The 13,975-nt window shown below is 64.6% G+C and carries 16 protein-coding genes; 11 read left to right on the top strand and 5 right to left on the bottom strand.

The genetic code is table 11. The features are described 5' to 3' along the window. Positions 1-3: 3 nt before the first annotated feature. The 7 genes from AC1DZE_RS20280 (at position 4) to AC1DZE_RS20250 (ending at position 6,100) form a co-directional block, all read left to right on the top strand. Positions 4-1,098 (top strand): ABC transporter permease, encoded by a 1,095-nt coding sequence (locus AC1DZE_RS20280; RefSeq protein WP_477672519.1) that lies wholly within the window; start codon positions 4-6, stop codon positions 1,096-1,098. Then, entirely contained in the window at positions 1,095-2,009 is a 915-nt protein-coding gene (gene nikC, locus AC1DZE_RS20275; RefSeq protein WP_477700479.1) for a nickel transporter permease, read from the top strand. The genes AC1DZE_RS20280 and nikC overlap by 4 nt, the downstream gene beginning before the upstream one ends. After that, a complete protein-coding gene (locus tag AC1DZE_RS20270) occupies positions 2,006-2,854 on the top strand; it encodes an ABC transporter ATP-binding protein (RefSeq protein ID WP_477700478.1) in 849 nt (282 codons plus the stop codon). Before nikC ends, AC1DZE_RS20270 begins: the two co-directional genes overlap by 4 nt. 23 nt (positions 2,855-2,877) lie before the next feature. Beyond that, complete coding sequence (locus AC1DZE_RS20265) at positions 2,878-3,642, top strand: ABC transporter ATP-binding protein (RefSeq protein ID WP_477672405.1); 765 nt, start codon at positions 2,878-2,880, stop codon at positions 3,640-3,642. 73 nt (positions 3,643-3,715) lie between these two features. Next, positions 3,716-4,687, top strand: coding sequence for a dipeptidase (locus AC1DZE_RS20260; RefSeq protein ID WP_477700477.1), 972 nt, complete (start codon positions 3,716-3,718; stop codon positions 4,685-4,687). Positions 4,688-4,715: 28 nt separating this feature from the next. Then, entirely contained in the window at positions 4,716-5,162 is a 447-nt protein-coding gene (locus tag AC1DZE_RS20255; protein ID WP_477647199.1) for an acyl-CoA thioesterase, read from the top strand. Positions 5,163-5,179: 17 nt separating this feature from the next. Beyond that, the gene (locus AC1DZE_RS20250; protein ID WP_477670649.1) at positions 5,180-6,100 is read left to right on the top strand and encodes an EamA family transporter; all 921 of its coding nucleotides are present in this window, start codon (positions 5,180-5,182) and stop codon (positions 6,098-6,100) included. Here AC1DZE_RS20250 and AC1DZE_RS20245 read toward each other — a convergent pair. Beyond that, positions 6,075-7,001, bottom strand: a complete 927-nt coding sequence (locus AC1DZE_RS20245) for a LysR family transcriptional regulator (RefSeq protein WP_477670648.1) — start codon at positions 6,999-7,001, stop codon at positions 6,075-6,077. The genes AC1DZE_RS20250 and AC1DZE_RS20245 overlap by 26 nt on opposite strands. A 98-nt stretch (positions 7,002-7,099) precedes the next feature. Here AC1DZE_RS20245 and AC1DZE_RS20240 point away from each other — a divergent pair, with 98 nt between their 5' ends. Further along, on the top strand, positions 7,100-7,744 hold the full coding sequence (locus tag AC1DZE_RS20240) for an NAD(P)-dependent oxidoreductase (protein WP_477670647.1): 645 nt from the start codon (positions 7,100-7,102) through the stop codon (positions 7,742-7,744). A gap of 240 nt (positions 7,745-7,984) precedes the next feature. On the opposite strand, the gene pyrF is transcribed toward AC1DZE_RS20240, so the two are convergent. Continuing rightward, positions 7,985-8,821, bottom strand: a complete 837-nt coding sequence (gene pyrF / locus AC1DZE_RS20235) for an orotidine-5'-phosphate decarboxylase (RefSeq protein ID WP_477672401.1) — start codon at positions 8,819-8,821, stop codon at positions 7,985-7,987. Positions 8,822-9,020: 199 nt separating this feature from the next. Between pyrF and AC1DZE_RS20230 the strand changes: the two genes are divergently transcribed. The 3 genes from AC1DZE_RS20230 (at position 9,021) to AC1DZE_RS20220 (ending at position 11,870) form a co-directional block, all read left to right on the top strand. Further along, entirely contained in the window at positions 9,021-9,917 is an 897-nt protein-coding gene (locus AC1DZE_RS20230; RefSeq protein WP_477672400.1) for a cupin-like domain-containing protein, read from the top strand. A gap of 21 nt (positions 9,918-9,938) precedes the next feature. Then, positions 9,939-10,718 carry a hypothetical protein gene (locus AC1DZE_RS20225; RefSeq protein ID WP_477672399.1) on the top strand — a complete coding sequence of 260 codons (780 nt, stop codon included), beginning with the start codon at positions 9,939-9,941 and terminating at the stop codon, positions 10,716-10,718. Positions 10,719-10,982: 264 nt separating this feature from the next. Then, positions 10,983-11,870, top strand: a complete 888-nt coding sequence (locus tag AC1DZE_RS20220) for a DMT family transporter (protein ID WP_477672398.1) — start codon at positions 10,983-10,985, stop codon at positions 11,868-11,870. A gap of 6 nt (positions 11,871-11,876) precedes the next feature. On the opposite strand, the gene AC1DZE_RS20215 is transcribed toward AC1DZE_RS20220, so the two are convergent. Genes AC1DZE_RS20215 through tsaB form a run of 3 tightly spaced genes read right to left on the bottom strand, consistent with a single transcriptional unit; the run spans position 11,877 to position 13,881 of the window. Next, entirely contained in the window at positions 11,877-12,653 is a 777-nt protein-coding gene (locus AC1DZE_RS20215; protein ID WP_477670642.1) for a uracil-DNA glycosylase family protein, read from the bottom strand. Then, positions 12,650-13,129 carry a ribosomal protein S18-alanine N-acetyltransferase gene (gene rimI, locus AC1DZE_RS20210; protein ID WP_477700476.1) on the bottom strand — a complete coding sequence of 160 codons (480 nt, stop codon included), beginning with the start codon at positions 13,127-13,129 and terminating at the stop codon, positions 12,650-12,652. The genes AC1DZE_RS20215 and rimI overlap by 4 nt, the downstream gene beginning before the upstream one ends. Then, positions 13,126-13,881, bottom strand: a complete 756-nt coding sequence (tsaB, locus tag AC1DZE_RS20205) for a tRNA (adenosine(37)-N6)-threonylcarbamoyltransferase complex dimerization subunit type 1 TsaB (protein ID WP_477672209.1) — start codon at positions 13,879-13,881, stop codon at positions 13,126-13,128. Before tsaB ends, rimI begins: the two co-directional genes overlap by 4 nt. Positions 13,882-13,975 lie beyond the last annotated feature (94 nt).

Here is a 13,975-nt window from a genome sequence, read left to right as displayed (position 1 = left end):
ACTTTGGCCATTCCCGACCCCACAGCCGCCGGCGTGGCGCCGCTCAGTGCGGTGACCACGCGCACGGCGGGCCAGCGCTTCACGCCGCACGCCAGGAGCTTCGGCAACTTCCTGGTGGTGATTCTGCTCACCTACCTGGGCCTGCTTGCGGTCACGTTCTTCATCGGCCGCGTGATTCCCATTGACCCGGTGCTGGCCATCGTGGGCGATCGCGCACCGCCGCATGTGATCGAGCGGGTGCGCCAGGAGCTGGGGCTGGACAAGCCGCTGTATGAGCAGTTCTACATCTACATCGGCAAGGTGCTCAAGGGCGACTTCGGCATCTCGGTGCTGACAGCCAACCCGGTGATGACGGACATCAAGCGCGCCTTTCCGGCCACGCTGGAGCTGGCGAGCCTGGGCATCCTGATAGGTGCGGGCCTGGGCGTGCCGCTGGGGGTATGGGCCGCGGTGCGGCGCGGCAAGCTGGTGGACCAGGTGGTGCGCGTGATCGGCCTGGTGGGCTATTCGGTGCCCATCTTCTGGCTGGGGCTGATGGCGCTGGTGGTGTTTTATGCGCGGCTGGGCTGGGTCTCCGGGCCGGGCCGGATCGACGTGAGTTATGAATACACACTCAAGCCCATCACGGGGCTGTTGCTGCTCGACACCGCCATGACCGGCGAGTGGGAGGCTTTTCGCAATGTGTTTTCGCACCTCATCCTGCCGGCTTCGCTGCTCGGCTATTTCGCGTTGGCCTACATCAGCCGCATGACGCGTTCCTTCATGCTCAATGAACTCGCGCAGGAATACGTGATCGCCGCGCGCGCCAAGGGCCTGTCGGAGTCGCGCATCATCTGGCGCCATGCACTGCGCAACGCCATGGTGCCGCTGGTCACGGTGATCGCCCTGTCGTACGCCGGCCTGCTCGAGGGCTCGGTGCTGACGGAAACCGTTTTTGCCTGGCCGGGACTGGGCCTGTACATCACCAACTCGCTGCAGAACGCCGACATGAATGCGGTGCTGGGCGGCACGATTGTGGTGGGCTCGATCTTTGTCGGCTTGAATTTATTGTCAGACGTCTTGTACAAGCTGCTCGACCCAAGGACGCGTATCCGATGACTTCAAAGGTTGCATCCCTGCGCGACTGGCTGAGCACCGACCGCCCTGCCTCGCGCCGCCAGGCCTTCATGGGCCGCATGTACCACGGCTGCCGCGATTTTTCGCGCAACCGGCTGGCGATGCTGGGCCTCTTCATCGTGCTGGGCCTGGTTCTCGTGGCGATTTTTGCCGACCTGCTCGCGCCTTACTCGGCATACACCGGCGACCTGCGCACCACGCGGCTGCTGCCGCCTTCGTGGGCACACTGGTTCGGCACCGATGACCAGGGACGGGACATCCTCTCACGCATCATCATCGGCTCGCGCATCACGCTGATGGTGGTGATTCTGGTGGCGGTGCTGGCCGCGCCGCTGGGCCTCATCGTCGGCACCGTGGCGGGTTATGCCGGCGGCTGGGTCGATGCGGTGCTGATGCGCATCACCGATATTTTTCTGGCGTTTCCGCGTCTCATTCTGGCGCTGGCGTTTGTCGCGGCGCTGGGCCCCGGCATCCAGAACGCGGTGATCGCGATTGCCATCACCTCCTGGCCGCCCTATGCGCGCATGGCGCGGGCCGAGACGCTGACGATACGCCAGACCGACTACATCGCCGCCGTGCGGCTGCTGGGCGCATCGCCCTGGCGCATCGTGCTCGGCCACATCATGCCGCTGTGCGTGTCGTCGGTGATCGTGCGCGTCACGCTGGACATGGCCGGCATCATCCTGACCGCCGCCGGGCTGGGTTTTCTGGGCCTGGGGGCGCAGCCGCCCATGCCGGAGTGGGGCGCGATGATCGCCAATGGGCGTCTTTATGTGCTGGACCAGTGGTGGGTGGCCGCCGCGCCCGGCGCGGCGATTTTTGTCGTGAGCCTGGCCTTCAACCTGCTGGGCGACGGCCTGCGCGATGCGCTGGACCCGAAGGCCGCCAAATGACGGGCGCCAACATGCCCCTGCTGGTGGTCGACGACTTGCGCGTGAGCTTTCCGCGCCGTGACGGCGGCATGACCGAGGCGGTGCGCGGCGTGTCCTTCACGCTGGGCCGTGAGCGCCTGGGCATCGTGGGCGAGTCGGGTTCGGGCAAGTCACAAACCGGCCGCGCCATCATGGGGCTGACCGCACCGGAAGGCCGCATCAGCGCCAGGCGTCTTGAGTTCGCCGGCATGGACTTGCTCAACTGCCCGCCCGCCCAACGCCGCGAATTGCGCGGCGGCCGCATCGCCATGGTGTTGCAGGATCCGAAGTTTTCGCTGAACCCCGTCATGACCATAGGCGCACAGATCGTGGAGACGCTGCAAGCCCATACCCGTGTTTCGTCGGCGGAAGCAAAAAAGCGCGCACTCGCCGCGCTGGAATCCGTGCGCATCGACGACCCGGCGCGCGTCTACAAACTCTACCCGCATGAGGTGTCCGGCGGCATGGGCCAGCGCGCGATGATCGCGATGATGCTGATCGCCGACCCGGACCTTCTGATCGCCGACGAGCCGACTTCGGCGCTGGACGTGACGGTGCAACTGCAGGTGCTGTCCATCCTCGACACGCTGGTGGCTGAGCGCGGCATGGGCCTGATTTTGGTCTCGCACGACCTGCGGCTGGTGTCGACCTTCTGCGACCGCATCCTCGTGATGTACGCGGGCCGGGTGGTGGAAGAGCTGGCTGCCGGCGGCCTGGCGAATGCGCAGCACCCCTACACACGCGGCCTGATGGCCTGCCTGCCGCAGCTGGGCGCGTCCACGCATCCGCTGGCCACGCTGGACCGTCAACCGGAGTGGGCGCTGTGAATGCCGTGGTTTCATCTGCATCGCTGGGCCTGGAAGTCAGCGGCCTGCGCGTGGTGTACGACAGCTTTGTCGCCGTCGCCGATACCTCCTTCATCGTGAACCCCGGCGAAAGCTTCGGCATCGTCGGCGAATCGGGTTCCGGCAAATCCACCGTGCTACGCGCCATCTGCGGGCTCGCGCCGCACACGGCCGGCACGGTCAAGTTGCTGGGCCAGGACAGCGCGCCCGGCAGCAAGGCCTTCAGGCGGCAGGTGCAGATGGTGTTTCAGGACCCGTACGGGTCACTGCATCCACGCCACACCGTAGACCGCATCCTCGCCGAGCCGCTGGCCATTCACGGCATCGACGACGCAGAGGCGCGCATCGAACGTGCGCTGGAAGAAGTCGGGCTGGGCACGGGCTTTCGCTTTCGTTACCCGCACCAGCTCTCGGGTGGGCAGCGCCAGCGCATCGCGATTGCGCGCGCCTTGATTCTCGAGCCGCAAATCCTGCTGCTGGACGAGCCCACTTCGGCACTGGACGCCTCGGTGCAGGCCGAGGTGCTCAACCTGCTCGAAGAACTGCGCCGCAGGCGCGGCCTGACTTTCGTCATGGTGAGCCACGACCTGGCCGTCGTCACGCACCTGTGTGAACGGCTGATGGTGATGCAGCGCGGCCAGACGGTGGAGATGCTGCCTGCGGCCGACCTGGCGGCACACAAAGTCACGAATGCCTATACGCTGAGCCTGATGGAGGCTTCCACCGGGTTCAAACGCCGCGCAGCGGCCGACGTATCCGCCACGGCGTAAATCGTTACCAGGCAGGTCTGGCGCGCCGCAGCGCCGCATGCTTTAATTTCTCTTCAACACCACACGCCACGCCATGATCCACTGGGAAGCCCACGCCTGCCTGCCATTGCACCCGGCAGCCGATTTTTCGCCGATGGACGCGTTGCGCACTGCGGGCGTGAACTATGTGTCCGTCAATGTCGGCATGGACATGAACCCGGTGGCGCAAATCATGGCGGTCATTGCGGCCTTCCGCGCGAAGATTGCCGCGAACCCCGAACGCTTGCGGCTGGTGTCCAGTGTGGACGAGATCCGCGAGGCCGCGGCGGCGGGCCAGCTTGCCATCGGCTTTGACCTGGAAGGCGCGATGCCCCTGCAGGAGCGGCCCGATATGGTGACCTTGTACCGCGAACTCGGCGTGCGGCAAATCCATTTCGCCTACAACCGTAACAACAGCGTGGCCGACGGCTGCCACGACGAAGCACGCGGCCTCACGCCGCTGGGTGTGCGCATGGTGCAGGCCGTCAATGAGGCCGGCCTCTTGATGGACTGCTCCCATACCGGCCGCCGCTGTAGCCTGGACATCATGGCTGCCTCGGCCAGGCCGGTGATCTTCAGCCACGCCAACCCGCTTGCGCTGGTGGAGCACGGGCGCAACATCACCGACGAGCAGATACGCGCCTGCGCCGCAACCGGCGGCGTGGTGTGCGTCTCGGGCGTCTCTGCCTTCCTGGGCACACGCACCCCCACAGCCGATGACATGGCGCGGCATGTGGCCTATGTGGCGGGCCTGGTCGGCGCGCAGCATGCGGGCATCGGCCTGGACATCAGCTTCCGGCAGGATGAGCTCAATGACAACCCTCCCGGCGACTACGATCCCACCTACTGGTGGCCCAAATCGGCTGGCTATGACCGCGCCGTACAGCGCATGACATACACGCCGGTTGAAACCTGGCAACTGCTGCCCGAAGCGCTGCGCCAGGTGGGCCTGAGCGCAACCGAGATCGAAGGTGTGATGGGCGACAATATGATGCGTGTCGCCGGCATCGCCTGGCAGCACGCATAAGAACCTCATAAAACTACCGGCAGCCCCCATGTCCTCCATTACCCTCCGCTTCCTGGCCGAACCCAGCACCGTCAACTTCGGCGGAAAAGTGCACGGCGGCACCGTCATGAAATGGATTGACGAAGCCGGCTACGCCTGCGCCACCAGCTGGGCGAAACGTTATTGCGTCACCGTGTCGGTGGGCAGCATACGTTTTCAGCGCCCCATCATGATCGGCGACCTGGTCGAAGTCGAAGCCCGCCTGGCCTATACCGGCACGACCAGCCTGAACATCTCGGTGGAAGTGCGCGCCGGCGACATGAAAGTCGGGCAGATGCAGGTCATCACCGAATGCCTGGTGGTGTTTGTTGCGGTAGACCTGGACGGCAAGGCCTTGCCCGCCCAGGAATGGCGGCCAGAGACCCCCGGCGACGTCGCGCTGGCCCAGCGCGTCAAAGCGCACCTGGATGCAGCCCGCTCCATGCAGCTGGGCTGACTTCACGTCTTGCGCGGATGCAGCCCAATGCTCTGACGGGCCGCGATCTGGCGGCCGCCCTCACGGTCGTCGTGCTGTGGGGCGTTAACTTCGTGGTGATGAAATTCGCGCTGCGCGATTTCACGCCTTTTCAGTTGGGCACGGCCCGTTATGTGTTTGCCGTGTTGCCGCTGGCGCTGCTGATCCGCCCGCCCAAAATCGCGTGGAAGTGGATCGTGTTCTACGGCCTTTTTCAGGGTGTGGGCCAGTTCGGCATCTTGTTTCTGGCGCTCAAGGTCGGCATGACCGCGGCGTTGGCCTCGGTGCTGCAGCAGACCCAGGTGTTCTGGACGGCGCTCTTTGGCTTTGTGCTGCTGCATGAGCGCGCCAGCCGGCCGCTGCAGGCGGGCCTGGTGCTGGCGGCGCTGGGCTTGGCCTGCTTTGCGCTCAACTACGTGGGCGCCAATGGCGCGGGCGCCACCACGCCGCTGGGCTTTGTGCTTACGCTGTGCGCGGCGGCCATGTGGGCCATGTCCAACATCGTGGCGCGTCGCGTTCAGCAGACCTACAGCGATTATTCGCCGCTGGCCTTTGTGGTCTGGAGCAGCCTGGTGGCGATACTGCCCTTTGCCGCTCTGTCCTGGGCCTTCGACCCCGAGGCCGCGCGCTGGCACTGGATGGAAGCGCGTGCCTCCAGCTGGGCCGCTGTAGCCTACCTTGGCTGGGCGGCCACCATTTTGGGCTACAGCCTGTGGACCAACCTGCTCAAGCGCCACCCGGCCAATCGCGTCGCGCCTTTCAGCCTGGGCGTGCCGGTGGTGGGCCTGGCCACCGGCATGCTGGTACTGGGCGAGGTTGTCACGCCCTGGCAATGGGCCGGCGTCGCGTTTGTAGTGGCCGCGCTGGCTTGTGTGATGCTGGGCGGGCTGGTGCTCAGGCCGCGTCCGCAACAGGCCTGACGCCCAGGAACCAGGCCGCCAGCAGCTCCAACGCGTAGCGCACCTTGGCCGGCTGCTCACCACGCCGCGGCGTGACGGCGTAGACCGGAACATCCGCCATGCGCCAGCCCGGCAATATCGGCAGCAAGCGGCCTTCGGTCATCGCTTTGCGGTCGTCCTCGCTCACACCCATGCTGATGCCCCAGCCGGCTATGGCCAGCGCATGCAGCGCCGTGACCTGCGAAGCCTGCACCCGGCCTTCCAGCCTCAGGGTTGCGCGTTCGCCAGACGGGCCCAGCAGCTCCAGCATGTCCGCGCTGTTGCTGCTGTTGGGTTTGCTGGCCAGCCAGTCGTGGCGCAGTAAATCCTGCGGCGTGGCGGGCCAGCCCCGTTCGGCCAGGTAGGCCGGCGAGGCGCATAGCTGGCGCGTCATATTGCCCAGCTTGCGTGCCACCAGGCTGGAGTCGGCCAGCTCGCCCACGCGCACCGCGATGTCCACGCGTTCGCTGATCAGGTCAACCAGCTTGTCGTCCAGCAACAGGCGCAGCGTGAGCCGGGGGTAGCCGCGCAGCGGCGCCAGCGCCGCTGCCAGCAGGCCGCCAAAGCCGGCCGGCGCGGCCAGGCGCAGCTCGCCTTCGGGTTCGTCGCGCAGCCGCACCAGCGCCTGTTCCGCCGAGCGCGCAGCCGCCACCATGGCGGCGCAACCAGCGTGGTAGCGCTCACCCGCTTCTGTCAGTGTCAGGCGCCGCGTGGACCGGTGCAGCAGGGCCAGGCCGAGCGACTGCTCAAGCTGCCGCAAATGCTGGCTCACGGCCGAAGGCGTCATGCCCAGCTGCCGCGCCGCCGCAGTCAAGGACCCCTTGGCAACCACCTCGGCAAAAATGGCCATGCGCTTGAGCTGGTCCATGGATTTATCGCTCATTAGTTAGCTCTACTTCACAGTGTTAGCGAATTTTGCCGTCTATTCAGAGCGTTGTGAAGTAATGACACTAGAGGCTCTTTTAACCCGCAGGAGTTTTTATGAACATCGCACTGATCGGCGCCACAGGTTTTATCGGCGCACCTATTCTTTCCGAACTGCTAAGCCGCGGCCACAAAGTCACCGTGCTGGCCCGCAACCCCGGCAAGGTCACCCCGCAAACCGGCCTGACCGTGGTCGCCGCCGACGCACTGAATGCCGGCCAGGTGGCCAAAGCCGCGGCGGGCCACGATGCCGTCATCAGCGCCTACAACCCGGGCTGGAGCGAGCCGAAAATCCACGACCTGCACCTGGAGGCCAGCAAAGCCATCGTGAATGGCGTCAAGCAGGCGGGTGTCAAACGCCTGCTAGTGGTCGGCGGTGCCGGCAGCCTGTATGTGGCGCCGGGCCTGCAGCTGGTGGACACGCCTGAGTTTCCCGCGCAATACAAGCAGGGCGCGCTCGCCGCACGCGAGGCGCTGAACCAGCTCAAGCTCGAAACCTCGCTGGACTGGAGCTTTGTCTCGCCCCCTATCGGCCTGGCACCCGGCGAGCGCACCGGCAAATACCGGCTGGGTGCGGACGATCTGCTGCCCGGCCAGGGTGACAAGCCGGCCGGTATTTCGGTGCCTGACCTGGCTGTGGCCATCGTGGACGAAATTGAAAACGCGCGGCATATTCGGCGCCGGTTTACGGTTGCCAATTAATAGTCTTATCGATCCCCGGACCAATAGACATGGGCGCAAGCAGCTATCCAATTAATAGCAATTTCTTTTGAGGTTGTGGCTGATTTTCAGGACGTGCTCTTTGTTGAGGGCGGCTAGCCGGGGGTAGCCCGGCAGCTACTCACTTTTCTTTTGCTTCGCCAAAAGAAAGTTACCTGCATGCCGGGCTACCCCCGGCCAGCAACTCTCAGTAAAGAGTACAACGCCGGGTAAGAAACCAGCCTACTTCAAAGCCTCACCCCGAGCCGCCTCCAGCACATCCCGAGTCTTCACCGCCTCGCGCCGCGCAGCCTCCGCAAAATCATCCGCCGAAGAGGCATACAAAATCGCGCGCGACGAGTTCACGATGATGGGAGCGCCGGACCGCCATCCCGCCTTCACGGTCGCCACCGCATCGCCGCCTTGCGCGCCCACACCCGGAATCAGCAAAGGCAAGGTAGGCGCCACGGCCCGCACACGCTCAATCTCCGCCGGGTACGTCGCCCCCACCACCAGCCCCAGCTGGCCATTGAGGTTCCACAGACCTTGCGCCAGACGCGCCACATGCTCGTACAGCAGCGGCTGGCCTTCAATCGAGGCGAATCGCTGGTTCTGCAGGTCGTCGCCGCCGGGGTTGGAGGTGCGGCACAACAGGAAAGCGCCCTTGCCTTCGTACTTCAAATACGGCGCGACCGAATCAAACCCCATGAAGGGCGAGAGCGTCACCGCGTCGGCACCGTAGCGCTCAAAGGCTTCCTTGGCATATTGCTCCGCCGTGCTGCCGATGTCGCCGCGCTTGGCATCCAGGATGATGGGCACTTGCGGCGCCACGCGGCGCATGTGTTCCATCAGGCGTTCGAGCTGGCCTTCGGCGCGGTGCGCGGCGAAGTAGGCGATTTGCGGCTTGAAGGAAATCACCAGGTCGGCAGTGGCGTCAACAATCGCCGCGCAGAAATCGTAGATCTTGTTGGCGTCGCCCTTGAGCTTGCCGGGAAATTTCGTGGGTTCAGGGTCCAGGCCAACGCAGAGCATGGAGCGGTTCTGGCGTTCTGCGGCGCCCAGCATGTCGAGAAAAGTCATGTCCCATTTTAAGCTCCCACGATCTCGGCAGCTTGCACTGTGCCCCTGATGGAGAACCCCCTGTATGCCAAACGCGCGATTGTCGCCAGTAGCTACCTGTCTGGCGTTTTACACGACGCAACAAAAAACCAGAGCCAGCGTCATGAGGATTTCACAGTGAATTTTTACGATCACCGCATTGCAAGTGCAGGAGGTCGTTGTGAATTTGCGGATCAGTCAAGGCGAATGCCCGCTGGAGATACCTCGTTCCAGGCTCGGGGCCGTGCCGGAGATGGGGTCTCCCCAGGGGCATGAGTGGATAGGTCATGGCCCTGTTGTTTTGCGGGGCATGGGGCGCAACTGGGCAGCGCTGGAGCGCTGGACATTTCAGCACCTTGCCCATCTGGGCGGGGCCAGGCCCGTGACTTTGGTGGTGGGTAATCGGGAGAGGTCCAGCACCCGGTTTGTGACGTCCACACTTGATCGCTATGTGGCACAGCTGGCGTTGCAGACAGCCGCGCAGGAAGAGGGCTCCCATATCGGATACCTCAAAGAGTTCGATCTGCTCAAGGAGATACCCTCATTGCGCCAGGACGTGGAACAAGATGCATGGTTCCCGCCGGGCAACATCGTCTCCAGCAGCGCGTGGATTGGCCCGCAAGGGGCACACACAGGCTTGCATTACGACCTGCTGGACAACCTGGCGGTGCTCACGCGCGGAGTCAAACGCTTTTATCTGGCCCGCCCCGGCACCGTGGAGCACCTGGGTGCGTTGTCAAAGAAGTATGACCGCTGGGCCAAGCTGGCATCGGTGGGCATGCGCGATCTGGCGCAAAGCGATGTGCCGGCAGACGCACTGTTTGCTGTCGATCTCTATCCGGGTGATGCCATCTACGTGCCTCATGGTTGGTGGCATGAGGTGGTGAATTTGCAGGCCAGCATTTTTCTGAGCGGATTTTTCGGCAGCAAGGCCCGGGTCGTTGGATTGTGGGTGGCCACAGGTGCCGTGCAGCTGATGCACGACTTTCAACTTTTGGGCACTCGCAATTGCTCCTGCCACTCAGGCGCCGCACGCCCGCCACCAGCCCCCGAAGTTCCGGGCCATCAACTCCTTTAACACCAACGCATACCGTTACCCATGACAACCAAACCGACCATCAAAAAGCACCGCTACATCACCCGCAATCTGCGTATCGGCGATATTCCAGCCTTGCTGGATCTGGAGCGCAAGCAATGGACGCAAGAGCAGCAAGCCACCGCAGAAGACTTTCGATCACGCATTGCCGCGCATCCCGATTGGAGCGGCGGTGCATTTTGCGCAGAAACGGGTGAATTGCTGGCGTCGCTCTTTTGCAAGCCCACCACGGAGACAGAGTGGGTCAACCCGGGCGACTGGCAAAAGAGTGCCGCCCTGGACGGCAAGGTGCCGAGGAACAAGCACGCCTCCCGCTGCCTGTTCGGCATCAGCCTGACCAGCGTGGATGCCGGCGCTGCCTTGCAGCTGATCGCATTCAACTATCTGTATGCGGTGAAATGCGGCACTCGTGAAGTGTTTCTGGGATCTCCCATGCCCGGGCTCAAGCGTCATTTGCAACGAAAACCAGGCGCATCGGTAGAGGCTTATGCACGGACTACGCGGGCCGGTTTGCCGGTTGATCCACAGCTGCGCTACTACCACGGCAAGGGGTTTTGTGAGCTTGTGGCCGTGCGTGAGAACTACTTCCCCCACGAAGCCTCGTGTGATTACGGCGCCATTCTGAAATCCAGGGTGCCGTATCCATGGCTCACACCGCTATTTCGCTGGACACCCGTCCCGGTGTTGAGGTCGCTTGCCGCACTGGCGCCGCGCTACGCCATTCCAGAAGACGACAGGGTGCCAGCACGAACAGAGTCTGCCGCTGAGCCAGAGGCGGCGTAGCCGTTCAACCCGTGTTGCGCAGCCATGCCAGAACCAGCTCACTGCGCGTAGCGTGTAGCCTGTTCCCCCTCAAGGGGCGGCGCCTGGGGCCGGCGAAGCCGGACCCGCGGCCCCCGCTGGCGAAATACCCCCAGTGGTAGTGCCCAAAGAATTCTTCAAGCCAGCATGAGCCGCGGGACTGGCTTTGCCAGACCGCAGGCGGGCGGCCCCCTCGGGGGGCAGGAAGCTACACGAAGTGAGCGATCGTGGGGGCACAATAACTCGATGCAACTCTCCCAACGCCAACTCATCCTGCTGGTTCTGCTCACCCTCGTCTGGGGCCTGAACTGGCCGGTGATGAAACTGGGGATTGCGGACTTTCCGCCGCTGACGTTCCGGGCGATGTCGATCTGGCTGGGCATTCCGGTGCTGGGCATCGCCATGGTGGTGCTAAAGGTGCCGTTTGGGGTGCCGCGGGGCAAGTGGCGTGAGCTCTTCTGGCTGGCGGCGGCGAACATGTTTGTCTGGCATGCGCTGATCATCCTGGCAGTGAAGAACCTCAGCAGCGGGCGCGCAGCGATTCTGGGCTACACCATGCCGATTTTTTCGGCACTGCTGGGTGCCTGGTTTTTTGGCGCCAGGCTCAAGCCCCGCAACTGGCTGGGGGTGGCAGCTGCCGCGCTGGGCGTGGCGCTGCTGCTGTGGAATGAAATGACCAACCTGTCGGGCAGCCCCCTGGGTGTGCTGTGCGCGCTGGTGGCAGCTGCGGTGTGGGCGCTGGGCACGCAGCTGCTGCGCAAGACCACGATACCGGCCGCGACGCTGACGCTGTCGTTCTGGATGACGGTGATGACCGCCGTGATGCTGACCGTGTTGGGTGTCGTGTTTGAGATGCCGCAGTGGAAGGCACCTTCGCCCACGACCTGGGGCGCGATTCTTTACAACGCGGTGCTGATCTTCGGTTTTGCGCACGCGGCGTGGTTCACGCTGGCGCGCGCGCTCCCGCCGGTGGCTTCCACGCTGAGCGTGATGATGATTCCCATCCTCGGGGTGTTTTCAGGCGCGCTGGGCCTGGGCGAAGTGCTGCACTGGCAGGACTGGGCTGCCGTGGTGCTGATGGTGGTGGCGATTGCCTCGGTGCTGGCGCCCAGCCGTGGCGCAGTTAAGGCCTGATAAAAATCAGCCCGGGTTCGTGACCAAATTCATGGCCAGGCACAGGTCGTCCCAGGCCTTGCCCTTGTCGGCCGGGTTGCGCAGCAAATAGGTGGCGTCGTAGGTCACTACCATGCGGGCTCCATGCAGGCTGTGCAATTGGCCGCGCTGTTTGCCGAAAGGCTCTGTCGATTGCAACACCGCCTGCGCGGCCAGACGGCCCATGACGAGCACGACGTCGGGCTGCGCGCTGGCCACCAGGGCGGGCAGCGCTTCGGGCAGGCCGGCGCCCGCACCGGATGCCGCCTGCCGGACCAGCGGCGCCAGCAGCACCATGCCAGCCTTGTGCAGGCGCGTAGCGCGCAGCATGTTGTCGAGCAGCTTGCCGGCATCGCCTTCAAAGGGGTTGAAAGACTCCCGCTGCAGCGCAGCCGCCGGCGTTTCGGCCAGCACCAGCCAGCGTGCGCCTTCGGCATGGGCGGCGTCAGCGTACAGGGCTTGCGCGTTGCCCATGCGCCACGCTGCCGTCGTGCCGGGTGCAGCGGTTTCGCGCGCTTCGGCCAGCGGGCGAACCGGCGCCTGCACGGGCCGCACGGGCGGCGCAACCTCACGCGGCGTAGCGGACGTGGAAGGTGCACTGACTTTTTGATCAAATTCACTTGCAGGCGTTACTGACTGTGCGCCAGCAGCTACCAAATCAGTAGCAACGGCAGCTTCAGCAGGCGCAGCAGCGACCGGCAACCACACGCGTACACCCATTTCGCGCAGCATGGCGCGCTGGCGTTTGTCGAGGTCCAGGCTCATAGCGCCAGGCTCATGACGACCGCATCTTCGCGCGTGGAAGCGCCGTCCGGGTAGTAGTTGCGGCGCGTGCCGACATGGCGAAAGCCGTAGCGTTCATAGATGGCCTTGGCCCGCACATTGCTCACGCGCACTTCCAGCCACAGCCACTGCGCGCCCTCTCCGCGCGACCAGAGGGCCAGCGCATCCAGCATGATGCGGGCCCAGCCCTGGCGCTGGTGTTCGGGGGCCACGGTGATGTTGAGCAGGTGTACTTCGTCAACGCCCTTCATGGCCACAAAATAGCCCAGCAGCACGGCGGCGGGCGCATTGCCGGCGGTGAGCAGTTGCGCCTGGTAGCCGGCGTTGAGCGAATCGTTGAAATTGCCGTGCGTCCAGGGGTGGTCGTACGCGGTTTTTTCCACGCGCACCACCTCATCCAGCCATGCAGTTGTCATGGCTTCGAACTGGGCTTCGAGGGGCTTGAGGATGGCGTTCATGAAAGGGGTGGAGCGGCGGCCAGCTTGGCGGCCTTGACCTGGTCGCGCTCTTCGGTGGTCAGCGCTACTTTATCGCGAACGTAGAGCGGCAGGGCGAGGTCGGCGCTGACGCACAGCCCGGCAGCAGCCAGCTGCGGCGCCAGGCGCAGCATGGCGGTGGCGGTGGGCAGGGCCTCGGCCTGCGCAAATGCCGCAAGGCTGTCCGGCAACCGCCCGGCGTATACCGCAAAAACATTGCCCGCGAACAAACCGGCCGCAGTGTCAGGCACCAGGTTTTCAGGCCGGACCAGCCCGCATTCGCCGAGCGCCCGGCAGTGCCCGCCGCTGAACTCAAAACCCTGCACATACATTTCGTCCATGCGCGCATCCAGCAGCGCGGTGACGCGCAGGGTCGCATCGCCATCACCCTGCTGCTGAAAGCGCGCTTCTTCGGCCACAGCCATCAGCGTGTCGACAGGCAGCACGGGAATGCCGGCGCCCTGGTTGGCGCCCAGCGCCAGGCCTTGCGCCACCGCGCAGGCCGTGCGCAGGCCGGTAAAGGAGCCGGGGCCGCGCCCGAAGGCGATGGCATCCAGCTCGCCCAGCGCCAGGCCAGCCTCGGCCAGCAGCGCCAGGATGGCGGGGATCAGCGTGGTGGAAGCCTGCGCGCCGCCCGGGCCGTTGTGCTGCCAGACACGCGCACCGTCGGTCAGCGCCACGGACATGCGGTCGGTGCTGGTGTCAAAAGCGAGGAATTTCACAAGTTCAGGCATTAAATCGGGCTCCGGCCTTTATATATCGGGCGCAAGCAGCTATTAAATTCATAGCAATCTGCGGGTACCCGGAGGCTGCGGCGGATGGGTAGGC

The organism is Polaromonas sp. P1_F1, from assembly GCF_056405795.1.
Note: the sequence above shows the minus strand (reverse complement) of the source record. Positions and strands in the feature narration are given on the sequence as shown.